The sequence below is a fragment of the endosymbiont of Riftia pachyptila (vent Ph05) genome (genome assembly GCF_000224455.1).
GTDB lineage: Bacteria > Pseudomonadota > Gammaproteobacteria > Chromatiales > Chromatiaceae > Endoriftia > Endoriftia persephonae.
Genome location: NZ_AFOC01000004.1, coordinates 1 through 22,450 on the forward strand (window position 1 = coordinate 1; position 22,450 = coordinate 22,450).

Here is a 22,450-nt window from a genome sequence, read left to right on the forward strand (position 1 = left end):
TGGTTCTACCGGCTCGGGCTCATCAACTAGTTGCTCCATCTGCGCCGGTGCAGGGTTGGATATGGGTTCTGGCTCAGGTTCCGGTTCGGGCTTGGATTCTGCCGGCGGAGGCTTGATGCCCTCCACCTCCATCGGCCCATCGAAGTAGTCCACTGGATGCCCCGCAACTGTTTGCCCCTTCAGCTTGATCATCAATTTATGGGGGCCGCTGAAACTCATAATGTTGAAACTGCCTGAGCGAACCCCCTCACCGGCGTCTGTCAGCGCAAGCGGAAGTTGTTCCCCCTCCGAAGACTCCAGCCAGGCCTCGATCTCTACCCCGTCCGGCCTGAGCAGCCGTTTATCAGGAAGGATCTGTAGCTCCATCTCACCCTGCGCGGCGCCTTTGGTGACTTTGATATCAAGCGGTGACACCACCTCGTAGCTGATCCGTTTTTCACGCACGAAGGTGCGTCCTTTGGCGTTCAGAAGTAGTTCCCCCATCCCTGGCTGCAGATCCTCACCGCCATAGGCGAGGGAGAAGTAGCCATCTGCAGCGGTTTTATCTGCTCCTACGCCATCATCCAACAGTGGGCGTGGCTCATGTTCACGCTCTTCATCGCGCTGCATGGCGCTGATGTTGACTACCTTCAGGAAAGACTGTTTCTTGATTAGACGATCATGGTCGGTGAAGCTAACCTCCAGCGGCAGGGTCACCCCCTGCACCAGTCGATTCGGCAGCTCGTTCGTTTGCATTTTTAGGTCGGTCACCACCATCACCCGGTTGTCGGGATCGACCTCGGCACGCACACGCCATTCGCCACCCTCGGGATTAGTGATGGTGAACATGTCGTAGCCCTCATCTTGGTGCCAGCTGACCGAGTCGGGCAGATTGCTGGCACCAAAGGCCTTGCCGGAGGGGGGGATCACCTGGGTTGGTTTGGCGTCCGGTTTACGAAATACCAGCACGGTGGCTTCGGTAATGGAGTCGTCGATGGAGAATTTATTGTCTTTGAACGGTACCGTATCCGGTTTGCCAACCTTCTCAAACATACGCAGAAAGACCTTCTTCAGCTGCTCTGCATTGTCCACCTGCTCATACCATCCCCCGGTGGTCTGGGCCAGCGCCTGCATCAGCTCGTGGTCGGCGTTTTTCGACAGGGCAATGGTGTGAATGCTGACCTTCAGCTGCTGTAGTCTGGGTACGATTTTTTGCAGGATCCGCTCACGGGAGGCGTGGTTTTTCGCACTGTCACGGGAGATATCAACCATGCCGTCGGTGAGCAGGATCAGATTGCGTCGAAACAGAGTCGGCGGACCACTCCAGTCTTCCGTGGCCCGGTGCAAGGCCTCTTCGATATTGGTGCGCTGTCCGGGCGAGGCGATCTTTTTCGACTCCGCGCGGGCCCGCCGCTTCCAGGCTTTATCGGCCTGACCAAGAGGGATCTGCATATTGACGTACTGGCCAAAGGTCCAGACACCGGCACGGGTCTCTTTCGGCAACAGCCCGACCAGCATACGCAGTGCCGGACGACGCAGATTGTGCGGATCGTTCTGCTTCATGCTACCGGAGATATCGATGAGAATGCGCACATCTGCCTGCTCCCCCGGCTTCTGTTTGGCCGCCGCAGGGGCCATAGATGCCCCCAACAGCAAAGAGACCAGGATGAGAAAGACCCAGCCAACTCGTTGTTTCATACCTACCCACCCCGTGATTGGCGGTTTATGCAAAACAGGCCGCCAATCGGCCTGATACAGATGTAGAGAGCGGCTGGAGGCCTTGTCACTTTAATTCATGGAAAATAGAAGCCACTGAAAAACAGTGTGAAATTGGGAAGGACAGGGCCAATCCGCAGATAAATTGATAAAGGTTTTTGCCTGCAATGCTCAGGCAGAGCTTCGCTGCCAGTGAACTGGTGTTGTATTTATGTGATAACCATCTAGCATCTGCAGAAACAGCAGGAGGAACCCCTAGTGACCGGCGATACCCCACACGGCCTCACCCCTCAACAAGCCTGGCAGATGATTCAGGACGATCCCCGCACGGTGCTGGTCGACATCCGCTCCAGCATGGAGTTTCTATTTGTCGGCCACCCCGTCGGCGCGGTTCATGTACCCTGGATCGACGAGCCGGACTGGACTGAGAACCCCCACTTCGTCACCGACATCCGCAAGCTGCTGCTGGGTGGCAGCGTCTGCACCATCGACGACGGCTGCGCGCCGGTGATCCTCATCTGCCGCAGCGGCAAGCGCTCTCTGGAAGCGGGCAAGACGCTGCTGGAGGGCGGCTTCAGCCGCGTGTTTCATGTCGAGGAGGGGTTCGAGGGGGAACTCGACGAGCACCATCACCGCAGCTCAGTCGGCGGCTGGCGTTTTCACGGACTCGCCTGGGAGCAGTGCTGAAACCTTACGGCGGTCCAGGCAGGCACGCTACCCTACGTAGATCGCCATCTCCCGCCGGTGGCATTCCAGATCCGGATCAGGCACAGATGCCAGCACAGCAATCTCACGCCGATAATCCTCACTCAGCCTCGCCTCTTCAGCACCAATCACCACATGGTGTTTGTACCAGTCAAAGGGTGCTAGTCCTGCATCGATCTGCGTTGCGTAGTAGGTGAAGGCCTCCAACTCACCAGCTCCCGGAACGATGAGTCTTACTGATTTCCGCTCATACCCGTTGCCTCGCCCTTCATACAGATCGAGGGTCTGCCCCGCCTCGCGGCTGATTTGATAGAGATGGCCCAGGATATAATCGCACGCCACCCCAGTATGATAGGCGTCGCACTTGCCGGAGCCGTCCCGACCACTCTTGTGGAATTTGAGGCTGTGTTTTGGCAGACATGCAATCCCCAAAGAGTGCGCATCGGGGATCCGGGCAGTCATCCGCTGCAGCGACATATTTGAGCCGTAGGCGAAATAGAATCTCATAGCCGCAAACTATACTCGGAACTCACCCACCAGCGCCTGCAACTCGTCGGCAAGCTGGCTCAATACTTGGGTCGAGGTGGTCAACTCCACTGCACTGGATGAGGTGTTGGCAGCCAACTCGTTGATACCCGCCAGATTCTTCTCCACTCCGACCACCGTAAGATGCTGGGCCTCTGCTGCATTGGCGATACCGCGGTTGAGTTCAGTGATCGAGCGCACCATGCCGGCGATCTGGTCCAGCCGAGTATCGGCCTGATTCGCCGGTTCAACGCAGGCCTGGGTCTGACTGCGGGCCTGGGTCATAACCTTGATCGCCTGGCTGGTACCCTGCTGCAGCTGATCGATCATCACCTGGATCTCGCTGATCGAGTCATTGGTGCGGGCCGCCAGTCCACGCACCTCATCGGCGACCACAGCGAATCCCCGACCCTGCTCACCGGCGCGCGCTGCTTCGATCGCCGCATTCAGCGCCAGCAGGTTAGTTTGCTCCGAGATGCCGCGAATCACATCAAGCACCCCACCAATCGACTCGCTCTTTTCACCCAGTTCATTGACCACCCGGGTCGCCTGCTCCACCTCTGTCGCTACCACCTGAATCAACAACAGGGTCTGTTGCACCAGAGCCCGCCCCTGGCTGGTCTCCTTATCGGCCAGACCAGCACGCTCAGCGGCCTGGAAGGTATTGGCCGTCACCTCCTGCAGACTGCCCGTCAATTCGGCCACAGCATTGGTCACCGATGCCACCTCCTGTTGCTGGTAGCGGACCGCCTCGCCTGCCTTGTCGGCGATCCGGGAGATATCTCGGTGGTGCTAACCAGGCGGTTCACCGACTCCTGCACCCCGGCGATCATATCGCGCAGCTTGCTGGTAAAGGCGTTGAATCCCTGAGCCAGCTGGGCCGTCTCATCACTGCCTTTGACGCTCAGGGTGACATTCAGACCGCCCTCACCCTGAGAGAGACTGCCGAGCTGGTCCCGCACCTCCCGGATCGGCCTGACAATCGCCCGCAGGGTGAGCATAAAGGCCAGCACCGCCACCAGCAGACCCAGCAGGATGGCGATGATTATGCTGTTTGCGCCGGTGGAGACCAGCCTCTGCAACTCACCCGTTTCCACTTCCACCTGGGCACGGTTGTCGGCGGTCATCTGCTCCACCGTCTGCATCAAATGTTCTGCCACCTGGGTATAGTCGCGGTGGGCCTGGCGACGTACCGCATACCGCTCAATTGAGGCAGAGAGTAGCTCCCGGTGTTCCTGCAGCTGCTCCATCAGCAACTGGCTGTGACTCTTCCCAACGTTCTCACCGCTCCTGATCGGTTGGCTGAAAAGCTGGTCCTCGCTGATCTGCTCCAGCGCATAGAGCAGATCCTCACCGATCACACCGAGTTGCCGGTCCAGATCCTGCGGTGGGCTGTTCTGTTTGAATCGACGATAGAGGTCGAGCTGCGAGAGCACTGCCAGGCGCGCCTCTCCCGCTGCACTCACCACCGCTCTGGGATCTCCCTCCCCCTCATCTGGCGCTCTGTCATCTCCCTCCTCAAACTCGCCCAGCTCCTCTTCGCTGCGGCTGTTCAGATCCCGCTCCAGCATCTGCTGGCTGGCAAGCCGCTCCACATCCACCAGCAGACGCTGAAATGCAGCTGCATTGGCAGACAACGCCGCCTCTGCGGACTGAAAGGCGTTGTGGATCCTGATCAGCTCTTCACGGGCCTGGACAAACACCTCGATTTCACCATCCAAAGCCTGAAGCTGCTGTGGTGCAATCCGCCCGCTGGTCTTGAGCCGGACGATCGCCTCCAGGGTCAACCGTTCTGCCTCTGCCATCTCAGTACGTTGTGCCGAGTCCCTGCCCGCCAGAATCTGATCTACTGCGATCAGCTGCTTCTGCACACCGCGGATCGCCCCATTGGCACTCTCCATCGAACTCCATACCGGGCCGGTGATCTCAGCCAGCGCTGATGAAAGATTGCTGATCACCCAGTAGCCAACCAGACCACTTGCCGCCAGGATCAGACCAGCGACCAGGAAACCGCCGCCGATCTTCGCGCCTATGCCCACCTGTCGCATGATCGCCCCTCTGTATAATTTTGTAATATGACTATAGCCATGCTAATCGGCGTGACAGACAGAGACTTTAAACGACTCCCCCCCTCAACAACCGCCATAACTTTCCTGACCACACGCTTGAATAGCGAAACCGCCGATGTAATCATCGGCCCCGCCCGACCCACTAAGAAAGAGAGACCATGACAGCACCATTCGATACCCCACAGGATGCGGAAGACGCCTACTATGACGCCATCGACGAGGGCGATCTGGAGGCGATGATGGCGGTTTGGGAAGCATCGGAGGAGATCCTCTGCCTGCTACCAATGATGCCAGCCCAGCGCGGCCCCAGCGCCATCCATCAGGCCTGGCAGGCGATCATCGGTGACGGGATGAAACTCGACATCGAGGTTAAGCACCTCAGCTGGATCGAGAAGCGGCGATCTGGCGATCCACCTCATCGAAGAACGGGTCGCGGTGCCCGGCCAGCCGCAAAAACAGTCGGTCTACGCCACCAATACCTACCGCAAGGGCGCGGACGGCTGGCGCATCCTGGTGCATCAGAACTCACCCGTCCCGCTACCGCCGGAGATGATGCAGCCGGACATAGCCTGAACAGGCCGGGTCCAGTGGAGAACCACAAGCTGGTGCTGCCGGAGCACCTCAACCACTACGGTTATCTATTCGGCGGCAACCTGCTGAAGTGGGTCGACGAATATGCCTGGATCGCCGCCACCCTCGACCACCCCGGCTGCAAGTTTGTCACCATTGGCATGGACCGGGTGGAGTTCCACAAACCGATCTGCAAGGGCACCATCCTGCGTTTCGACACCACCGAGGTGGAGCGCGGTACAAGTTCCTGCCGCTACCGGGTGGAGGTCTTTGCCGACGACCTCGACACCGGCTCGGAGCAGCCGGTCTTCACCACCCAGGTCAGCTTTGTCTGTCTCGACGATGGCGGCAGGAAGACCCCGATTCCCACAAAATAATTCCGCCGGGCCAGGCAACGACTAAATTATGCTATAGTTGCTCGTTTTTCCGCTGGCCCGGCTCCAAACCGTCGCCTGCCCACTTTTCCTAGGTGACCCCGCCGATGAGCACTGACAGCCCCATACCTTTCGACTCCTTAGGCCTCTCCGAGCCGATCATGCAGGCCCTGGCCGACGTGGGCTACGAGTCCCCCTCGCCGATCCAGCAGGCGAGCATCCCACCGCTGTTGGAGGGGAAAGACCTGCTCGGTCAGGCACAGACCGGCACCGGCAAGACCGCCGCCTTCGCCCTGCCGCTGCTGTCACGCATTGATCTGTCGCGCAAGACCCCGCAATTCCTGGTGCTGGCGCCGACCCGCGAACTGGCGATTCAGGTGGCCGAGGCGATGCAGAGCTACGCCCGCCACATTAAGGGCTTCCACGTACTGCCGATCTACGGCGGCCAGCCCTACGATCACCAGCTACGCCAGCTCAGGCGCGGCGTACAGGTGGTGGTCGGCACCCCCGGCCGGGTCATGGACCACATCCGCCGCGGCACCCTCAAGCTCGACAATCTCGACGCCCTGGTGCTCGACGAGGCGGACGAGATGCTGCGCATGGGTTTCATCGACGACGTCGAGTGGATACTCGAACAGACTCCACAGACACGCCAGATCGCGCTCTTCTCCGCCACCATGCCGTCGATCATCCGCAAGGTGGCGCAGCGCCATCTGAACGACCCGACGGAGATCAAGATCGCCGCCAAGACCTCCACCGCCACGACCATCCGCCAGCGCTACTGGCAGGTCAGCGGGCTACACAAGCTCGACGCTCTGACCCGCATCCTGGAGTGCGAGAGCTTCGACGCGATGCTGGTCTTCGTGCGCACCAAGATCGCCACCGTGGAGCTGGCAGAGAAGCTGGAGGCGCGCGGCTACGCCAGCGAGGCGCTCAACGGCGACATCCCGCAGAAACAGCGCGAACGCACGGTGGAGCGTTTCAAGGCAGGCCGCCTCGACATCCTGGTCGCCACCGACGTGGCCGCCCGCGGCCTCGACGTGGAGCGCATCAGCCACGTCATCAACTACGACATCCCCTACGACACCGAATCCTACGTGCACCGCATCGGCCGCACCGGCCGCGCCGGCCGCACTGGCGATGCAATCCTGTTTGTCTCACCCAAGGAGCGGCGCCTGCTGCGCACTATCGAGCGGGCCACCCGCCAGCCCATCGAACGGATGCAGATGCCCTCCGCCGGCGACATCAACGAGAAGCGCATGCAGCGCTTCAAGGATCGCATCAGCGACGCCCTGGCCGGCGACGACCTGGACCTCTACTACCAGATCGTCAGCGCGGTGCAGCAGGAGTCCGACGCCGACCCGCTGGATGTGGCCGCCGCCGTAGCGCGACTGCTGCAGGGCGACGAACCGCTGCTGCTGGTGGATAAACCCCACAAGCGCGAGCGCCCAGAGCGTTCGGAGCGACAGCGCGATACGAGGGAACGGGACTTCGACAAACCACGCCAGCGCGAGCCCCGCTTCGAAAAACCCATTTCCGCCGAGCCCAAGCCGCTGAAGGAGTTCCCCGAGATCGAGATGGTGCGCTACCGGATCGAGGTCGGCTATCAGCACGAGGTCAAACCCGGCAACATCGTCGGCGCCATCGCCAACGAAGCCGACATCGAGAGCAGCTACATCGGCCATATCGAGATCCACGACGACTTCTCCACCATCGACCTACCGGAGGGGATGCCGAAAGAGATCCTGCAGTTGCTGCGCAAGGTGCGGGTGTGTGGACGAAGCTGGAGATTGCGCCATTCAGAATCGGCGGCGGTGCTGAAAAACCGCCACGCAAGCCCAAGCCGAACTTCAAGCGTGGCAGTAAAATCAGGAAGGATCAGAGGGGCAACCGCGACAAAAAACCTCGTAAGTCAAAGAAGTCATGATCTCGAACGCTGGATGGGCCAGGGGGCCGGCCCATCCAGGCGCGATGGCAAGTGAAATAACCCTCGCAGACACTCTGTGAGAGTAACGGGAGATCCTGCTTATCCAGACGACTAAAACATCGAGTCGACAATCTTCTTGATCTTTTCAGTCCAGGGTGGCTTCCCAATAATCTCGATCTTGGTACCGATTTTCAGCAACGTCCCCTCACTGGGACTACGGTTGTTGTATACGTTGGCAAAGGCTAGCACCATCGCCTCACCGCCCGGTCCGTTCCCAACGGTCAGATCGACCACAAACTTTTTGCTGATGCCGCCTCTGATTGCAAGCATCTCATATTCAACCGTTTTGGAACCCCGATCGACCTTCCCCCAGATCCACCTGTTTCCAACCACATCAACCCTGATGAACCTTAGATAGCTAAGATCTGGATTATCTGGTTTACATTTGTTGGTCACCCTGAGTACTACTCTGAGAGCGCTCCCCGCTTTGACCTTATCTGGCACTGAGTCAAAGCTGAACTCTGTGCGGCACACCTCCCACGCAGCCCCAACCGGCTGGGTCGGCATCAAGGCCAAAAGAAGCAACAGAGCACTGAACATCGAAAACCCAAACAAGTTTCGCTGTTGATTTGTCATTCTGTGTTCCCTCCTCACGACCCTGTCTCAACATCCCTGTCTGTGGATGTCCCTAATCGATCTCTCTACGACTCCGCATGACCCTGACGGGGGGCATCCGCAGATGCATTCCAAGCAGCTTTTGCCTTGTCAAAGCCTCTTTATCGATGTCATTCATCAGATAGATCCACCCTCTCTACTTACAGGATAGGCGTTCCCACTAAATCATGATTGGGACGGCCCTCCCGTGCCTTACCCCCCCTGCACGAGAGGAGATGGGATCAATTTCCAATCCCAAATCAACCGGCCACGGTGAGAGTGGAGTAATCCCGCGCGCATTCAGCTTCATTTCAGCTTTGCCCGCTACCCTGGATCTCAAATAGCAAGAAGGGATCCGATCCATGAACAACGAACCCGAGATAAAGGTGTGGGACCCACTGGTGCGGCTGTTCCACTGGGGCCTGGCGGGCAGCTTCGCCATCGCCTACATCACCGAAGACCACTTCATGCGCCTCCACAGCTGGGCCGGCTATACGCTGTTGGGATTAATCCTGGTGCGGCTGGTATGGGGCTTCATCGGCCCGCGCCACGCGCGATTCAGCGACTTTGTACACCGCCCCGAGATAGTGATCCGCTATCTCAAAGATGAGCTGGCACTGCGTGCCAAGCGCTATCTGGGACACAATCCGGCTGGTGGTGCGATGGTGGTGGCGCTGCTGCTCTGCCTCACAGGAACCGCGTTCAGCGGCCTGCTGCTGTATGGAGCAGCGGAGTTTTCCGGACCGCTCGCCAGCCTGATGGCGGGCACCCCAGGGTTCCTGGCCAAGGCACTGGAGGAGTTGCACGAACTCCTCGCCCACCTCTCGTTATTGCTAGTCGGATTGCATCTGGCGGGCGTGCTGTTCGCCAGCCGGCTCCACAATGAGAATCTGGTGCGCGCCATGATCACCGGCTACAAGCGAAGGGCCAGTTGATGCTAAAGAGCACTCTCAGCCTGACCCTACTGCTCTCGAGCCAGATACTTCATGCAGATCAGCTGACGCAGTTGATCGATCTCTACCGGGCCGACGGCATTACCCAGTTCAACGACCGGCATGAGATCAGCACCACTAACAGAGCAGCTATTGTCAGAGAGGCAAACATTAGCCACTGCGGCAGCTGCCTGGCTTGCCATTCCAGAGCGGAGAGCGGATCCTTCGACGAACATCAAGTAAATATTCCCGGCTTCGGCCGATGGGACGATTGATGACGCGCACTCTCCTGCTTCTGGTCTTGCTTGGCGGACTCACCCCTGCCTTCACTTCCGACCACGATGAGGCGCTGCGGCTGAAACAGGCTGGCGAGATCCTGCCACTAAAAACCATCCTTGAACGTCTGCAGCAGCCGGGCCAGATCCTCGAAGTGGAACTCGAACATAAGCAGGGGCGTCTGGTCTATGAACTCGAACTGCTCGATGAGCAGGGGCGGGTCTGGGAGTTCTACTTCGACGCCGCCAGCGGCGAGATGATCAAGAAAAAGATCGAGAATTAGACGTGCGCCTACTGCTGGTAGAAGACGATTACGAACTGGTCGAGACACTGCAACCCGAACTCTCCCGTGCCGGCTTCGCCGTGGATCTGGCCCGCGACGGCATCGATGGCGAGTTCCTCGGCGATGAGGTGCCCTACGACATCGTGGTGCTCGACCTGGGCCTACCAGGGCGGCCGGGGCTGGAGGTGCTACACAACTGGCGCAGCCGCGACAACAGCGTGCCGGTGCTGATCCTGACCGCCCGCGACGCTTGGCATGAGCGGGTGGACGGCTTCAAGGCCGGCGCTGACGACTACCTCGGCAAACCCTTCCACGTCGAGGAGCTGCTGGAGCGCATCAAGGCGTTGATCAGACGCAGCGAAGGGCGGCCCGGCCCCCAACTGAAGGCCGCCGGTCTGCTGCTGGATGAAGCGCTGCAGCAGGTACAGCTAGCCGATGGCAGCCGCATCGACCTCACCGGCACCGAGTACCGCCTGCTGCACTACTTCATGCTCCACCCCGGCCAGATCGTCTCCAAAACCCGGCTCACCGAGCACGTCTACGACCAGGACTTCGACCGCGATAGCAACCTGATCGAGGTCTATATTCGCCGGCTGCGCAGCAAACTCGGCAAGGCGCGCATCGAGACCCGCCGCGGCCAGGGCTATATCTTCGTGGACGATCCGGCATGAACTCTCTGGAGTCGCGCCTGCAACTCGGGCTATTTCTCTCGCTGTTGCTGCTGGCCGGCATCCTGATCTGGGGGGGCGGCTACGCCTTGCAGCAAGTGGCAGAATCCTATGTTAGCACCCGCCTCGAACATGATGCCGAATCGGTGCTGCGCGCATTAAACCACCCCTCGCGCCACAAAAAGATACGCATGGGCCGCCTCACCCCGGTCTATCTGCAGCCCTTCTCCGGCCATTATTTTCAGGTGCAGATCGAGGGCGAAGAGATGATCCGATCCCGCTCTCTGTGGGACCAGACCCTAGAGATCCCGGACCTTGCCCAGGGTGAAGTACAGATACTCTATCTCAACGGGCCAGAGCAACAGCCGCTATTGGTTCGGGTGGCCGGTTATCAGAACGCAGTCAGCAGCTGACCCTGGCAGTGGCCGAAGACCTGAGCGAGATCAACCAACAGATCGGCCGCTACCAGCGCAACTTCCTGTTTGCCGCGCTTACCGCCATCGCCTTGCTGCTGCTGGTGCAGCGCCTGGTGGTTCGCCACACGCTGCAGCGCCTCGACCAGGTGCCGCAGGACATGAAGCGGCTGGAGCGCGGCGAGATCAGCCAGCTCAATGAGTCGGTGCCCGACGAGGTGCAGCCCCTGGTGCAGGAGTTCAATCGCATCCTGGCACTGCTCGGCCAGCGCCTGGAACGTTCCCGCAATGCCTTGGGCAATCTCGCCCACGCCATCAAGACCCCTCTCAGCCTGCTGCAGCGGGAGATCGAATCAAACCGATTCTCCAGCCTCGAAGCGCAGCGCCAGCAGCTGCAGACCCAGGCCGAGCGCATCCAGCGCATCACCGAACGGGAGCTGCGTCGCGCCCGCCTAGCCGGCGCAGGCACCCCGGGGCAGCGCTTCGATGCGGCGGCTGAGATGGACGCGCTGATCACCAGCCTGCGCCTGCTCCACTCCGCGAAGAGGCTGGATATCCACTGCAGCCATGCCTTCCAATCGCCGCTGCCGCTAGACCGCGAGGACATTTTAGAACTACTCGGCAACCTGCTCGACAACGCCTGCAAGTGGGCCAGACAACAAGTCCGCTGCGAGCTCAGCGCCAATACGGAGATCTTCCAGATCACCATTGAGGACGACGGCCCTGGTGTCTCCGCTGCCGACCTGGACAGGCTCACCCAGCGCGGTGTGCGCATCGACGAAAACATGGAGGGCCACGGACTCGGGCTCGCCATCGTGCGCGATATCGTCAAGCTCTACGGCGGCGAGATCCGCTTCCTCCGCTCCTCCCTGCTAGGCGGCCTGCAGATCCTGGTGCGCCTCGCCCTGCATCACTGATCCGACACACATTTTCAGCTTCAATTCATCCCGGTTGTGGAAACTAAAGCTAGAGGGAAAGGACCCCTCGCCACTCCGGCAAAGCCGGGTGGCTGATCCAAGCAGTACCACAGGAGAGCAGTCATGAAGCGTGTGACCAAATTAGCAGCAGCATCCGCCCTGGCAGTATTCGGTATTGGCAGCGCACTGGCATTCAATCCGGGCCCACCGCCCTATGTCTATTTCGATCTCAATGGTGACGGCTACGTTAGCCAACAGGAGTTCGAAGAGGTTCGTGCCCAACGCCGCGCAGAGCGGGCCCAGCTCGGCTATCCGATGCGCAACCTCAACCGTCCCTCACCCTTCCAGATGATGGATCAGGATGGCGACGGCTATATCAGTGCGACGGAAATGGATAGCTACCGCGCGCAGATGCGGGCCAACCGTTGGGGGAACGCGCCCAACGCCCCAGGGCCCTGCCCGAGAGGCTGGCGTAACCAGTAGCTGAAACAGCGACAGCAGCGGCGATGAGAGGGAGCTCATCGCCGCTGCTCCATTCATCCAATCCTACACAGCTACGCACTACAACTGCTTCTCCCAAAACATCGCCTTGCCCATCTGCGGATCGAGTTCGTAGGGGGAGAAGCCGAATTTGTTGTAGACAGCCCGTGCCGCCAGGTTGCGTTCCAGCACCTCCAGAGTCAGTTTGCAGCACCCCCGTTCAATGGCGATCTGTTCGAGTCTCTGCAGCATCTGACGGGCGGCCCCCTGCTGGCGAAATCGCGGGATGACAATGATGTCGTGGATGTTCAGCAGTGGTCGGCACTGGAAGGTGGAAAAACCTTCAAACGCGTTAATCAGGCCGATGGGTTCATCATCGATAAAGGCAAGCAGGCTCAACGCGTCGTTGCGGGCGCGCATCGCCGCCACCAGATTCTCCCAAGCGTAGTCGGTGAGTGGTGTGCCACCGCCCATCGGATCGAGAGCATAGCTGTTCATCAGCTGCAGAAAGGCCTCAGCCTGGTGGGCATCGGCCAGATCGGCCTCGATTATATCGAACATCTTCAGCACTACTCTTTGAAGATCGGCAACTCCGGTTTGGCCTCATCCTGCAGCTCCACCCGCTCGATCTTCTCAAAACGACCGGTGATCTTGCGCGCGGAGATGTTGACGTTGTTGACGTCAGTGTGGGCCTGGGAGATGTGGGTCGCCAGTTTGTCCATGCGGCTCTGGAAACGGCCGAAGTCTTTCGACAGCTCGCGCAGATGCTCCTGGATGATATGCACCTGCTCACGGGTGGCGGCGTCTTTCAGCACCGCCCGGGCGGTGGTGAGGATCGCCATCATGGTGGTGGGCGAGACCAGCCAGACACGGCGCCGGAACGCCTCCTCCACCAGGTCAGGGAAGTGGGCGTGGATCTCGGCGAACACCGCCTCGGCGGGGATAAACATCACCGCGCCGTCGGAGGTCTCGCCCTCGATGATGTATTTACTGGCGATGTCATCGATGTGTTTCTTGATGTCCTGGCGGAACTGACGCTGCGCCTGCAGCCGCTCCGACTCGGGTTGCGTGTCGTCCACCATGCGCTGGTAGCTCTCCAGCGGAAACTTGGCATCGATCACCACATTGCCGGTGGGGTCTGGCAGGAACAGCAGGCAATCGGCGCGGCGGCCGTTGCTCAGGGTATGTTGCAGCGAGAAGCCCGACTCGGGCATCACGTTACGCACCAGGGCGTTGAGCTGCACCTCACCGAAGGCGCCACGTGAGCGCTTGTCGGAGAGCACCTCCTGCAGGCTGACCACACTACTGGAGAGCTCTGTGATCTTCTTCTGCGCCTCGTCGATGCGGGTCAGATGGATCAGCACCTGGCTGAAGGTCTCGGTGGTCTTTTCGAAGCCCTCGCTGAGGCGCTTCTCCACCTGACCACTGATCTCCTTGAGACGTTGGTCGGTGGTTTCGGTGAGCCCCTGCACCCGTTTGCCCAGGTCGTCGGCGTGCTGCAGCAACGCCTCGGTGACCTGTTTGCGCAGCTCGGTCATGCCCCGCTGCAGCGCTTCCTGCTGCGCCTTCATCGCCTCCAGCTGACGTTCGTCGAACGCTTCCCGGTGGCGAATCAACGCCTGCTGTAGCGCCTCGCGCAGCTCACCCAGTTTCTCCTGCTGCGCCAGCCGGCCATCTGCCAACTCCCGGTTGACCTGGGTCTGCAGCCCCTCGAAACGCTCCAGCAGCTCCACCCGCAGACGCCCCGCATCCTCGGTGAGCCGCTGTTGCATCTCGGCGAAACGCCGCTCTACGCCCTGGGAGAAACGGTCGGTACGCTCCAGCATCTGCTGCTGCAGGGCATGCAGGGTGCGCTGCTGGGCTAGGGCACCCTTGGTGATACGCTCCGCCAGATGCTGGCCCAGCTGGCTCTGCTCCCGCAACAAGGATCGCTCCAGCTCGCGCAGCCGCTCATCAAGCTGGCGGTCGCGGGCTTCGCGATCGTGCAGCAGATCGAGCTGGTGTTGCAGCAGACGCCACAGCCAGCGCAGCGCCACCGCCAGCAATAACAGAAACAGCAGCGCCAGAGCCAGACCGGCCTGCTGCCAGATGGGAAGTTGTGTCAGTGTCTCCATGGCGGGGAATATACCTTATTAAATGCGTTTAGACTTGAAACCTGCCGGTCAGCCCGATAAGTTGCCCGCTCTTTGACTGCGACACGACCAATCCATGCGCGTACATCTAAAAACCCTGGGCTGCCGTCTCAACGAGGCGGAGCTGGAGAGCTGGAGCCGGGAGTTCCGTGGTCTCGGCCACAGCCTGACACAGGATCCAGAGCAGGCCGACCTGCTGGTGGTCAACACCTGCGCGGTGACCGAAGAGGCGGTGCGCAAGTCACGCAAACTGCTGGGGCGTGCGCACCGGCAGAATCCCGAGGCGCGGCTGGTGGTGACCGGCTGCTACGCCTCCCTCGATCCCACCGCCAGTGCCAGTGCCGACGGGGTCGATCTGGTGGTGCCGAACCAGGACAAGGAGCAGCTGGTGCAGATCGTGCAACGCGAGCTGGATCTCAACATCATGCCGCAGAGCGTCACCGAGGAAGAGTCCGGCGGGCTGCTCGCACGCGGTCGTCAGCGTGCCTTCATCAAGGTGCAGGACGGCTGCCGCTACCGCTGCACCTTCTGCATCGTCACCCTGGCCCGCGGCGAGGAGCGCTCCCGCCCCGCCGAAGAGGTGATCGCCGAGATCAACCGGCTGCACAGCGAGGGGATCCAGGAGGTGGTGCTGACCGGCGTCCACTTGGGCGGCTACGGCAGCGACATCGACTCCGACCTGGGGCAGCTGATCGACCGGGTGCTAGCGGATAGTGAGATCCCGCGGCTGCGGGTTGGCTCTCTGGAGCCCTGGGATCTGCCCGACAACTTCTGGTCGCGCTTCGACAACCCCCGTTTCATGCCCCACCTGCACCTGCCGCTGCAGAGCGGCAGCGACTCTGTATTGCGACGCATGGCGCGCCGCTGCAAGAGCAACGAGTTCCGCCAGCTTGTTGAGGAGGGACGCCAGCAGGTGCCCGATCTCAACATCACCAGTGACATCATCGTCGGCTTCCCCGGTGAAACAGAGGCGGAGTGGCAGCAGAGCCTCAGCTTCGTCGAGCAGATGGGGTTCGGCCATCTGCACATCTTCGCCTACTCCCCACGCAGCGGCACCAAGGCGGCGGGGCGGCCCAATCCGGTGCCGCGGGAGATCAAGCGCCAGCGCAGCGAGCAACTGCACCAACTGGGCGAACAGATGAAGCGCGAGATGCTGGAACGGCAGCTTGGCAAGCAGGTGCCGCTGTTGGTGGAGGGGGATGGCAGCCGCGGCTGGTTCGGCTATACCCCCAACTACCTACGGGTGGAGATCGAGGCCCCGGCCGATGCGGCGCTGCAGAATCGCATCATCGAGGTAAAGTTGGAGGCAGTGTCAGCTGAAGGGGAGCGTCTGTTGGGCAAGACAAAACGACCTTTGTAAATCGAGCCTCGTCAGCAAAACGACAGCCTCATCTGCGGACCACTACCCACAATGCATCGACGCCTACCCATTAAGAATTAGAAGAGCCCTATTCCTCCCGCTTATACATCAAAGACCACAAGCCTGAACCCGCTCCCGTCACCGATATTTGGGTTCCATGTCACATTGATGAGGTTAGGCACTGCGTATGCTAGCAACCTCTTACCAAGAGGACGCGCATCGTAGTAGTCGTAGATGTTCTTGCTGATCAAGGCCTGCATCTTCCTATGAGCTGGGTTATATCACTGGAAGCAGGTTGATAATTTCACCATCCCCAGAACCGCAACACCCCTGTCCCTGAGCATCGATCTCCCTAACGTTCGATAGTTCACCCGCTGAGTGATGACCAGCCGAGTTGCAAAGGACAATGGGAACGTCCATGAGTGGCTCCCCTTCAATGCTAGGTAGCGTATTTCCAATGACATCCAACATGTTTTCTCGCCCCTTCTTACTCATGGCCTGGCTCACCGCCGGCATACTCCTCTTCACCCAGTCGACCCAGGCCGCGATTAAGGATTCGACTGATGCGATCAACAAGGCCGGTATGCAGCGAATGCTCACTCAACGCATGCTGATGGATTACGCATTGATCGGTCAGGGCATCAAATACCAGCAACCTGGGGCAGATCTGAAAGAGACCATCGCCCTTTTTGAACGACACCTGCAAGAACTCACGGCCTTTCCGGTTAACGATGAAGTCAACAAGGCGTTGAAGGCGGTCACCACACAGTGGCATGCACTCAAGCCGGTACTCACTGCAACCCCCGATCGCAATCAGGCGGCCAGCCTGCGCGATGAGATGGATCGCCTGCTCGACGCATCGCACAGGCTTGTCTCTCTGATTGCTGCCGCATCGACAGACAAGAGCGCAGAGATCGTCAACAGATCCGGCCGCCAACGCATGCTCTCCCAGCGCATGGCGAGCCTCTACATGCTGCGCAGCTGGCGAATAGAGGGATTTGATTTCGCCCCCGCATTTAAACAGGCTGTCGATGAATTCAAGGCAAACCATGCAAAACTGGAGCACTCCAGCCTGACCACTCCCGACATCAAGAAACAGCTCAATATCGCAAACAAGGCATTCCAATGGTTTGATTTATCCGCAAAAACAAACAGCGATAAATTCATTCCATCCCTCATCCTGCGCTCTTCGAACAGAATTCTCGACGCGATGAACAACGCCACAAAAATGTATGCCGAAAAATAACCCCCGCTCTATGTCTCGTCATTAGGAAGTAACAATGAAGACTAACCTCAAGTCCACCTCTCTCTTTTGTCTTGTACTGCTGCTTGCGCTGCCATTTGCCTCGCACGCGGAGGAGACACCCTCAGTAACCAGCCTGATCGATCGAGCGGGGATGCAACGTATGCTCTCGCAGAAGATCGCCAAGGCCTACTTTTTTCTGGGCAAGGGAAGTCGCCCAGATAAGGCGCGGCAACAGATGCGGGACAGCCTGAAGTTATTCAAGAGTAACCACGCCAGCCTGAGGAAGGAGATCAAAGATCCAGCCATACAGGATCTGCTCACCTATATCGATCTGGCATATGATGAGTATGCTGAACTCTGCAGCCAACCCTACAATCAAGACAACGGCGCACTGGTGTTGGATCTCAGCGAGACGCTGTTGGAGGTCTCCAACGAGATCGTAAAGAAACTCGAGCAGACATCCAAGATCAAGACATCCAAGATCGTCAACCTCGCCGGTCGGCAACGCATGCTTTCGCAACGCATTGCCAAATACTACATCGCCTATCAACTGGGTTTTCGTGACGTGAATTCGGTCACCCAGCTGACCAAGGCGGTCGATCTGTTCGAGGCCAGCCTGCACGCCTTGAAGGTGGAAAAGTCGAACACCAAGGCGATCAATACCGAACTGGTGCGCATCACCAACCTGTGGAAAGTTGTCAGAGGCTTCTTCCTCGACATCAAGAAGGGGGGACTTCCTGTCACCGTCTTTGCAACCACCGACAAGATCCTGCAACGTTCAAATAGGGTGACGAAGATGTACGTGCAGATCTTTTCTACCCGCAGCCCCAGCCAGTGACTCGCCGCACCAGAGGGCGAACGCAAGGCGCCGCATCCACTTCGCAAGGGATGACCTGGGGTGCGATCCCCTGGAGGCTCAGAGATCGATCTCGTGGTTAGCCTTCTGCTGACGGTCCAGTTCGTTGACCAGATAGGCCAGCGCCACCCCCAACTTGCGCGACCAGCTCAGCTCCACCCGCCAGGCCTTTCCCGCCGGCGACCAGACTTCATGGAACTCCCCCTCGCCGCGGCGGGCCGCGCCGATGCGGGCCGCCCGGCCACGAATCCTGGCGGGAAACTGACTCTTCTCTTCCGACTTGCCATATTTCCTTGCGAGGCTCCGCTGCAGATCCCGATAGGTGGAGTAGGTAGCCGGGTCGAAGGTACGCAGCACTTTATAGATCTGCCCCTTGTAGGCCATCACGTAGATCCGCTCCCGCTCCTGGGTATAGATCGCTCCGGCCCGCTCACCCTTGCGGCGCAATGGACTCTTCGTCGGCTGACGCTCCAACTGTTGCGCCAGGCTGCCGCCGAGGCAAAAGTCACGAAACACCTTTCGCACGCACTCCTGGTCAGCCCGGGCCGGGCTCACCAGGCTCAGGGTTACGCTAAACACGATCAGAAACTGTCGCAGATCCATAAGATCTCCTCTGTTGGTCGTCTGGTTGGCCCATGAAAGAGCCACATTCTACTCTCGCGGCTGGTCAACCAGGTCGTCGATGAAACGCCGCATCTCGCGGTAGTGGCTACCTTTCCAGAAGACCTTGCCACACCCACTGCACTGTAAAAACGCATCATAGCGTTCCGCCACGCCGGGCGGCAGCTGCTTCAGCACCATCGTTTTGTCTGTTGTCCGCAGGAGTTCATTGCACTCCATACAGCGACTGAAGGGCTTCAGGCAGTGGCCCAGATCGAAGCGTTGCACCACTTGACGCAGCTGCTCCCTGGGGTCAGTACTGCGGATCAGCGAGCCGTGGCTAATCGTGCCGCGCATCAGCAGGGCGCGATCCCGGCTCAGCAGGATGCGCCGCTGCCGGCCTGCTAGCTCGGCCAGCTCCCGGTCGCCGAGGTCGTTGAAAAACAGTGTATCGAAACCAAGCATACGCAGATGGCGAGCCAGCTTGCCGAGATGGGCATCGGCCAAGAACAGCAGCTCGCGCAGGGGGTGCGGGCGCAGCCGCAGCAGCGGCGTCACGTCAAGGGCCTCGAACACCGGATAGACACTGACCCGGTCGCCATCCTCGATCTGCCGCTCCAGCCCCACCGACTCACCATTCACCAGGATGATCTCGATCTCGGTGTGGGGCACCCCCAGCCCCTCGATCAGGTGGCGCACCGGAGCGGGAGGCTCGAATCGGAGTTCGATCTCCCGTTTGCGCTGGGCCACCGGCAGAAAGTCGTTGAGCTCCTCGTAGAAACGGAAGCGCGCAACCGCCACGGATCAGATATCAAATTCGGCCCAGATCGGGCAGTGGTCGGAAGGCTTCTGCATGCCACGGATCTCATAGTCGATGCCGGCATCGCTGCAAGCGGCATTAAGGCTGGCACTGGCCAGGATTAGATCGATGCGCAGACCGCGCTTGGGTTCGCGGTCGAAGCCGCGACTGCGGTAGTCGAACCAACTGAAGCGGTCATCCACCTCGGGATAGTGGCCGCGGAAGGTATCGTGCAGGCCCCAATCCGTGAGCCGCTGCAGCCACTCCCGCTCCTCTGGCAGAAAACAGCACTTGCCGCTCTTCAGCCAGCGTTTAGCGTTGTCCGGACCGATGCCGATGTCGAGGTCGAGCGGTGCGATGTTCATATCGCCGATCACCAGCAGATTGTCGTCTGGGCTGTGATGCTGTTGCAGATAGACGAGCAGATCGGCGTAGAACTTGCGCTTAGCCGGATATTTGACCTCGTGAGACTGGTTCTCACCCTGCGGGAAGTAACCATTGATGACCGTCACCTGATTGCCCTTGTCAGTGGCAAAACGGCCGATGATCATGCGCCGTTGGGCGTCCACCGGGTCGCCGGGGAAGCCCTTCTGCAGCGACAACGGCGCCTGCTTCGAGAGCAGCGCCACGCCATAATGGGTCTTCTGGCCAAAGTAGGCGGCGTTGAAACCCAGCGCGCTGGTCATCTCCAGCGGGAAGTCCTGGTCTTGGACCTTGCTCTCCTGGATACCGATCACATCCGGATCATGACGCTGTTTCAGCTGCTGCAGCTGGTGCTCGCGAGTACGGATGCCGTTGGTGTTGAATGAGACAATCTTCATCGCTTCGATTCCTGCACTACAAAACTTCCCGGGTCTCTCTGTCACCCATCTCGAAGCCATGCAAATAGGCCTTGCCCCAAGGCAGAAACTCCTGACCGGCCAGCCGGTCGGCGGTATCGGCCTCGACCCGCGCTGCAATCTGATCCGCCGCCCCCAGCTCTCGCAGCACCTGGATCATGCCATTGGCGTACCCCCGGTTGTACCAGAGCTGCAGATCACCATCGGACTCGCTCAGTTCGCCGGTCTCGGCATAGAGCCGCCCCACCAGATCCAGCAGCTGTTGTATGCGTTTGTCCCGGTCCACCCTGTCACCTTGTTCTGCAAGACAGCGGCAAGCCTAGCATGGGGTCTGGTCAGGCTCTAGCTCACTATACCCATGCTNCGAATTACGGTTGTTTTTCTGTACAGCTATAGCGATCATGGGGGCATAAAATCACCAAATCAAAATAAAACATGCTGATTGTCATCTCCCCCGCCAAGACCCTCGACTACACCACCCCCCCAGTAACCGAACACCATAGCCTCCCACATTTTCTCGACGAGTCGCAGCGGCTGATCAACATCCTGCGCAACTACTCGGCGCTGGATCTGGCGGAGCTGATGAAGCTCAGCATGAAGCTGGCCAATCTCAACTTCGAGCGCTACCACGAGTGGCACAGGGATTTCACCCCGAAAAATGCCAAACAGGCGGCGCTGGCGATGAAGGGTGACGTCTATACCGGGTTGGATGCGGAGTCGATGTCACAGGCTGGTCTCGACTTCGCCCAGCAACACCTGCGCATCCTCTCCGGCCTCTACGGGGTGCTACGCCCGCTCGACCTAATGCAACCCTACCGGCTGGAGATGGGTACCAAACTACCCAACAAAAACGGCAAGGATCTCTACGCCTTCTGGGGCAGCAAGATCACCGAGGCGATCAACCAGGATCTGGCCGAACAGGGCGATGATATCCTGATCAATCTCGCCTCCAACGAATATTTCAAGTCGATCAAGCCGCAGCTGCTAGCGGGACGCATCATCACCCCGCAGTTCAAGGAGTACAAAAACGGCAGCTACCGCATGATCGGCGTCTACGCCAAGCGGGCGCGGGGTGTAATGAGCCGCTACATCATCGATAATCGTCTTCACGATCCGCAGGCGATCAAGCAGTTTGACCAGGACGGCTACCGCTTTAATCAGACCCTTTCCCAGGGAGATATATGGGTCTTCAGCCGCGGCTAATCGATTCCCACAGCCACTTCGACGACCAGCGTTTCGATGGCGATCGGGAGGCAGCACTGCAGCGCGCCCACGCTGCCGGCGTCACCAGTCAGATCATCGCCGGTATCAAGGCCGAGTGGTGGCCACGCCAGCTGCAGGTCTGCCGCGACTATCCAGGGCTACACCCCGCCTACGGCCTGCATCCAATGTTTGTTGCAGAACATCAGCGGTCACACCTCGAGCAGCTGGCGGAGTGGGTCAGACAGGAACGGCCGGTGGCGATCGGCGAGTGCGGCCTCGATCTCTTCATCGACAATCCGCAGCCCCGGCTGCAGCAGTTCTACTTCGAGGCCCAACTGGAGCTGGCTCACCACTACCAACTGCCCGTGATCATCCACGCCCGGCGGGCAGTGGAGGCCTGCATCAACACCCTTAAGCAATTTCCCGGCCTGCACGGTGTCTTCCACAGCTACTCCGGCAGTAAGCAGCAGGCACACCGGCTGATCGAGATGGGCTTCAGCTTCAGCTTCGGCGGGCCTATTACCTATGAGCGGGCGAACAAGCTGCGCCGGTTGGTGCAGAGCCTGCCACTGGAGTCGATCCTGCTGGAGACCGACTCCCCCGATCAGCCGCTCAGCCAACATCGCGGCGAGCGCAACGAACCCGCCTACCTGCCGCTGGTGCTGCAGACTCTGGCACAACTCAGGAACAACGAAGATCCGCAACAGATCGCACAGCAGACCCGGTGCAACACCGAGCAGCTGTTTGGTCTGGAAGCCCCGCCTTAGTGGTGGATTTTCATGGGGCGTTCTGGTCAAATTGGGCGTCCAAGACGACAGCAAGAGTGGCTTGCCCACCCGATCTACCGGCGGCTTTGAGCATCCGTCGGCAGCACTACCGCCGGCACAGAATGACGACATCCGAATCGAGAATTCCGCAGGATTTTGC

At 59.7% G+C, this 22,450-nt stretch carries 26 protein-coding genes; 15 read left to right on the forward strand and 11 right to left on the reverse strand.

Annotated elements, in window-relative coordinates:
* Positions 1 to 1,677: vWA domain-containing protein (locus RIFP1SYM_RS01085; RefSeq protein WP_050798681.1), on the reverse strand; the 1,677-nt coding region annotated here is incomplete at its 3' end.
* A gap of 276 nt (positions 1,678 to 1,953) precedes the next feature.
* Between RIFP1SYM_RS01085 and RIFP1SYM_RS01090 the strand changes: the two genes are divergently transcribed.
* A complete protein-coding gene (locus tag RIFP1SYM_RS01090) occupies positions 1,954 to 2,382 on the forward strand; it encodes a rhodanese-like domain-containing protein (protein ID WP_005958674.1) in 429 nt (142 codons plus the stop codon).
* A gap of 27 nt (positions 2,383 to 2,409) precedes the next feature.
* Here the strand turns inward: RIFP1SYM_RS01090 and RIFP1SYM_RS01095 are convergent, their stop codons facing one another.
* The 3 genes from RIFP1SYM_RS01095 to RIFP1SYM_RS16185 are packed head-to-tail and all read right to left on the reverse strand — an operon-like array spanning position 2,410 to position 4,973.
* Positions 2,410 to 2,907: a gamma-glutamylcyclotransferase family protein gene (locus RIFP1SYM_RS01095; RefSeq protein WP_005958676.1), complete on the reverse strand. Its 498-nt coding sequence runs from the start codon at positions 2,905 to 2,907 to the stop codon at positions 2,410 to 2,412.
* A 9-nt stretch (positions 2,908 to 2,916) separates the two neighbouring features.
* A complete protein-coding gene (locus RIFP1SYM_RS01100) occupies positions 2,917 to 3,642 on the reverse strand; it encodes a methyl-accepting chemotaxis protein (protein ID WP_050798683.1) in 726 nt (241 codons plus the stop codon).
* On the reverse strand, positions 3,639 to 4,973 hold the full coding sequence (locus RIFP1SYM_RS16185; RefSeq protein WP_005958680.1) for a HAMP domain-containing protein: 1,335 nt from the start codon (positions 4,971 to 4,973) through the stop codon (positions 3,639 to 3,641). The genes RIFP1SYM_RS01100 and RIFP1SYM_RS16185 overlap by 4 nt, the downstream gene beginning before the upstream one ends.
* 179 nt (positions 4,974 to 5,152) lie before the next feature.
* On the opposite strand from RIFP1SYM_RS16185, the gene RIFP1SYM_RS18685 reads away from it, so the two are divergent.
* Both RIFP1SYM_RS18685 and RIFP1SYM_RS01110 read left to right on the forward strand, forming a co-directional pair.
* Complete coding sequence (locus RIFP1SYM_RS18685) at positions 5,153 to 5,941, forward strand: hotdog domain-containing protein (protein WP_005958682.1); 789 nt, start codon at positions 5,153 to 5,155, stop codon at positions 5,939 to 5,941.
* 104 nt (positions 5,942 to 6,045) lie between these two features.
* Positions 6,046 to 7,920, forward strand: coding sequence for a DEAD/DEAH box helicase (locus tag RIFP1SYM_RS01110; RefSeq protein WP_039959506.1), 1,875 nt, complete (start codon positions 6,046 to 6,048; stop codon positions 7,918 to 7,920).
* A gap of 56 nt (positions 7,921 to 7,976) precedes the next feature.
* Here the strand turns inward: RIFP1SYM_RS01110 and RIFP1SYM_RS01115 are convergent, their stop codons facing one another.
* Positions 7,977 to 8,501: a hypothetical protein gene (locus RIFP1SYM_RS01115; RefSeq protein WP_039959507.1), complete on the reverse strand. Its 525-nt coding sequence runs from the start codon at positions 8,499 to 8,501 to the stop codon at positions 7,977 to 7,979.
* Between the two features lie 380 nt (positions 8,502 to 8,881).
* Between RIFP1SYM_RS01115 and RIFP1SYM_RS01120 the strand changes: the two genes are divergently transcribed.
* The 7 genes from RIFP1SYM_RS01120 (at position 8,882) to RIFP1SYM_RS01145 (ending at position 12,491) form a co-directional block, all read left to right on the forward strand.
* Complete coding sequence (locus RIFP1SYM_RS01120) at positions 8,882 to 9,454, forward strand: cytochrome b/b6 domain-containing protein (RefSeq protein WP_005958688.1); 573 nt, start codon at positions 8,882 to 8,884, stop codon at positions 9,452 to 9,454.
* Positions 9,454 to 9,726, forward strand: a complete 273-nt coding sequence (locus RIFP1SYM_RS01125; protein ID WP_006473745.1) for a hypothetical protein — start codon at positions 9,454 to 9,456, stop codon at positions 9,724 to 9,726. The genes RIFP1SYM_RS01120 and RIFP1SYM_RS01125 overlap by 1 nt, the downstream gene beginning before the upstream one ends.
* A complete protein-coding gene (locus tag RIFP1SYM_RS01130; RefSeq protein WP_138921710.1) occupies positions 9,726 to 10,010 on the forward strand; it encodes a PepSY domain-containing protein in 285 nt (94 codons plus the stop codon). Before RIFP1SYM_RS01125 ends, RIFP1SYM_RS01130 begins: the two co-directional genes overlap by 1 nt.
* A gap of 2 nt (positions 10,011 to 10,012) precedes the next feature.
* A complete protein-coding gene (locus RIFP1SYM_RS01135) occupies positions 10,013 to 10,681 on the forward strand; it encodes a response regulator transcription factor (protein WP_005958694.1) in 669 nt (222 codons plus the stop codon).
* Positions 10,678 to 11,091 carry a hypothetical protein gene (locus RIFP1SYM_RS16190; RefSeq protein WP_005958696.1) on the forward strand — a complete coding sequence of 138 codons (414 nt, stop codon included), beginning with the start codon at positions 10,678 to 10,680 and terminating at the stop codon, positions 11,089 to 11,091. Before RIFP1SYM_RS01135 ends, RIFP1SYM_RS16190 begins: the two co-directional genes overlap by 4 nt.
* Before the next feature lie 8 nt (positions 11,092 to 11,099).
* Positions 11,100 to 12,008: a sensor histidine kinase gene (locus RIFP1SYM_RS01140; RefSeq protein WP_005958698.1), complete on the forward strand. Its 909-nt coding sequence runs from the start codon at positions 11,100 to 11,102 to the stop codon at positions 12,006 to 12,008.
* A gap of 123 nt (positions 12,009 to 12,131) precedes the next feature.
* Entirely contained in the window at positions 12,132 to 12,491 is a 360-nt protein-coding gene (locus RIFP1SYM_RS01145) for an EF-hand domain-containing protein (RefSeq protein WP_005958702.1), read from the forward strand.
* 78 nt (positions 12,492 to 12,569) lie between these two features.
* Here the strand turns inward: RIFP1SYM_RS01145 and RIFP1SYM_RS01150 are convergent, their stop codons facing one another.
* Both RIFP1SYM_RS01150 and RIFP1SYM_RS01155 read right to left on the reverse strand, forming a co-directional pair.
* A complete protein-coding gene (locus RIFP1SYM_RS01150) occupies positions 12,570 to 13,049 on the reverse strand; it encodes a GNAT family N-acetyltransferase (RefSeq protein WP_006473742.1) in 480 nt (159 codons plus the stop codon).
* A gap of 8 nt (positions 13,050 to 13,057) precedes the next feature.
* Positions 13,058 to 14,602, reverse strand: a complete 1,545-nt coding sequence (locus tag RIFP1SYM_RS01155; RefSeq protein ID WP_005958707.1) for a DNA recombination protein RmuC — start codon at positions 14,600 to 14,602, stop codon at positions 13,058 to 13,060.
* A gap of 94 nt (positions 14,603 to 14,696) precedes the next feature.
* On the opposite strand from RIFP1SYM_RS01155, the gene mtaB reads away from it, so the two are divergent.
* The 3 genes from mtaB (at position 14,697) to RIFP1SYM_RS01170 (ending at position 18,064) form a co-directional block, all read left to right on the forward strand.
* Entirely contained in the window at positions 14,697 to 15,980 is a 1,284-nt protein-coding gene (gene mtaB, locus RIFP1SYM_RS01160) for a tRNA (N(6)-L-threonylcarbamoyladenosine(37)-C(2))-methylthiotransferase MtaB (protein WP_005958709.1), read from the forward strand.
* 418 nt (positions 15,981 to 16,398) lie between these two features.
* Positions 16,399 to 17,226: a type IV pili methyl-accepting chemotaxis transducer N-terminal domain-containing protein gene (locus RIFP1SYM_RS01165; RefSeq protein WP_240991563.1), complete on the forward strand. Its 828-nt coding sequence runs from the start codon at positions 16,399 to 16,401 to the stop codon at positions 17,224 to 17,226.
* Between the two features lie 34 nt (positions 17,227 to 17,260).
* Positions 17,261 to 18,064, forward strand: coding sequence for a type IV pili methyl-accepting chemotaxis transducer N-terminal domain-containing protein (locus RIFP1SYM_RS01170; RefSeq protein WP_005958712.1), 804 nt, complete (start codon positions 17,261 to 17,263; stop codon positions 18,062 to 18,064).
* A 78-nt stretch (positions 18,065 to 18,142) separates the two neighbouring features.
* On the opposite strand, the gene RIFP1SYM_RS01175 is transcribed toward RIFP1SYM_RS01170, so the two are convergent.
* From RIFP1SYM_RS01175 to RIFP1SYM_RS01190, 4 genes are read right to left on the reverse strand one after another with little or no spacing between them, the layout of a single operon-like run.
* Positions 18,143 to 18,685, reverse strand: coding sequence for a hypothetical protein (locus tag RIFP1SYM_RS01175; protein WP_006473740.1), 543 nt, complete (start codon positions 18,683 to 18,685; stop codon positions 18,143 to 18,145).
* A gap of 48 nt (positions 18,686 to 18,733) precedes the next feature.
* Positions 18,734 to 19,483 carry a Mut7-C RNAse domain-containing protein gene (locus RIFP1SYM_RS01180; RefSeq protein ID WP_005958717.1) on the reverse strand — a complete coding sequence of 250 codons (750 nt, stop codon included), beginning with the start codon at positions 19,481 to 19,483 and terminating at the stop codon, positions 18,734 to 18,736.
* Between the two features lie 3 nt (positions 19,484 to 19,486).
* A complete protein-coding gene (xthA, locus tag RIFP1SYM_RS01185) occupies positions 19,487 to 20,302 on the reverse strand; it encodes an exodeoxyribonuclease III (protein ID WP_005958719.1) in 816 nt (271 codons plus the stop codon).
* 16 nt (positions 20,303 to 20,318) lie between these two features.
* Complete coding sequence (locus tag RIFP1SYM_RS01190; RefSeq protein ID WP_006473739.1) at positions 20,319 to 20,606, reverse strand: hypothetical protein; 288 nt, start codon at positions 20,604 to 20,606, stop codon at positions 20,319 to 20,321.
* 149 nt (positions 20,607 to 20,755) lie between these two features.
* Here RIFP1SYM_RS01190 and yaaA point away from each other — a divergent pair, with 149 nt between their 5' ends.
* Positions 20,756 to 21,523: a peroxide stress protein YaaA gene (gene yaaA / locus RIFP1SYM_RS01195; RefSeq protein ID WP_005958723.1), complete on the forward strand. Its 768-nt coding sequence runs from the start codon at positions 20,756 to 20,758 to the stop codon at positions 21,521 to 21,523.
* Positions 21,502 to 22,290, forward strand: coding sequence for a TatD family hydrolase (locus RIFP1SYM_RS01200; protein ID WP_005958725.1), 789 nt, complete (start codon positions 21,502 to 21,504; stop codon positions 22,288 to 22,290). The genes yaaA and RIFP1SYM_RS01200 overlap by 22 nt, the downstream gene beginning before the upstream one ends.
* Positions 22,291 to 22,450 lie beyond the last annotated feature (160 nt).

Bases quoted from the DNA above. Each gene is read 5' to 3' on its own strand.
- RIFP1SYM_RS18685 (WP_005958682.1), top strand. From the start codon at position 5,153: ATGACAGCACCATTCGATACCCCACAGGATGCGGAAGACGCCTACTAT.
- RIFP1SYM_RS01110 (WP_039959506.1), top strand. From the start codon at position 6,046: ATGAGCACTGACAGCCCCATACCTTTCGACTCCTTAGGCCTCTCCGAG.
- RIFP1SYM_RS01130 (WP_138921710.1), top strand. From the start codon at position 9,726: ATGACGCGCACTCTCCTGCTTCTGGTCTTGCTTGGCGGACTCACCCCT.
- RIFP1SYM_RS01165 (WP_240991563.1), top strand. From the start codon at position 16,399: ATGAGTGGCTCCCCTTCAATGCTAGGTAGCGTATTTCCAATGACATCC.
- RIFP1SYM_RS01145 (WP_005958702.1), top strand. From the start codon at position 12,132: ATGAAGCGTGTGACCAAATTAGCAGCAGCATCCGCCCTGGCAGTATTC.
- RIFP1SYM_RS16185 (WP_005958680.1), bottom strand. From the start codon at position 4,973: ATGCGACAGGTGGGCATAGGCGCGAAGATCGGCGGCGGTTTCCTGGTC.
- RIFP1SYM_RS01175 (WP_006473740.1), bottom strand. From the start codon at position 18,685: ATGGATCTGCGACAGTTTCTGATCGTGTTTAGCGTAACCCTGAGCCTG.
- RIFP1SYM_RS01125 (WP_006473745.1), top strand. From the start codon at position 9,454: ATGCTAAAGAGCACTCTCAGCCTGACCCTACTGCTCTCGAGCCAGATA.
- xthA (WP_005958719.1), bottom strand. From the start codon at position 20,302: ATGAAGATTGTCTCATTCAACACCAACGGCATCCGTACTCGCGAGCAC.
- RIFP1SYM_RS01120 (WP_005958688.1), top strand. From the start codon at position 8,882: ATGAACAACGAACCCGAGATAAAGGTGTGGGACCCACTGGTGCGGCTG.
- RIFP1SYM_RS01150 (WP_006473742.1), bottom strand. From the start codon at position 13,049: ATGTTCGATATAATCGAGGCCGATCTGGCCGATGCCCACCAGGCTGAG.
- RIFP1SYM_RS01200 (WP_005958725.1), top strand. From the start codon at position 21,502: ATGGGTCTTCAGCCGCGGCTAATCGATTCCCACAGCCACTTCGACGAC.
- mtaB (WP_005958709.1), top strand. From the start codon at position 14,697: ATGCGCGTACATCTAAAAACCCTGGGCTGCCGTCTCAACGAGGCGGAG.
- RIFP1SYM_RS01115 (WP_039959507.1), bottom strand. From the start codon at position 8,501: ATGACAAATCAACAGCGAAACTTGTTTGGGTTTTCGATGTTCAGTGCT.
- yaaA (WP_005958723.1), top strand. From the start codon at position 20,756: ATGCTGATTGTCATCTCCCCCGCCAAGACCCTCGACTACACCACCCCC.
- RIFP1SYM_RS16190 (WP_005958696.1), top strand. From the start codon at position 10,678: ATGAACTCTCTGGAGTCGCGCCTGCAACTCGGGCTATTTCTCTCGCTG.
- RIFP1SYM_RS01155 (WP_005958707.1), bottom strand. From the start codon at position 14,602: ATGGAGACACTGACACAACTTCCCATCTGGCAGCAGGCCGGTCTGGCT.
- RIFP1SYM_RS01170 (WP_005958712.1), top strand. From the start codon at position 17,261: ATGAAGACTAACCTCAAGTCCACCTCTCTCTTTTGTCTTGTACTGCTG.
- RIFP1SYM_RS01095 (WP_005958676.1), bottom strand. From the start codon at position 2,907: ATGAGATTCTATTTCGCCTACGGCTCAAATATGTCGCTGCAGCGGATG.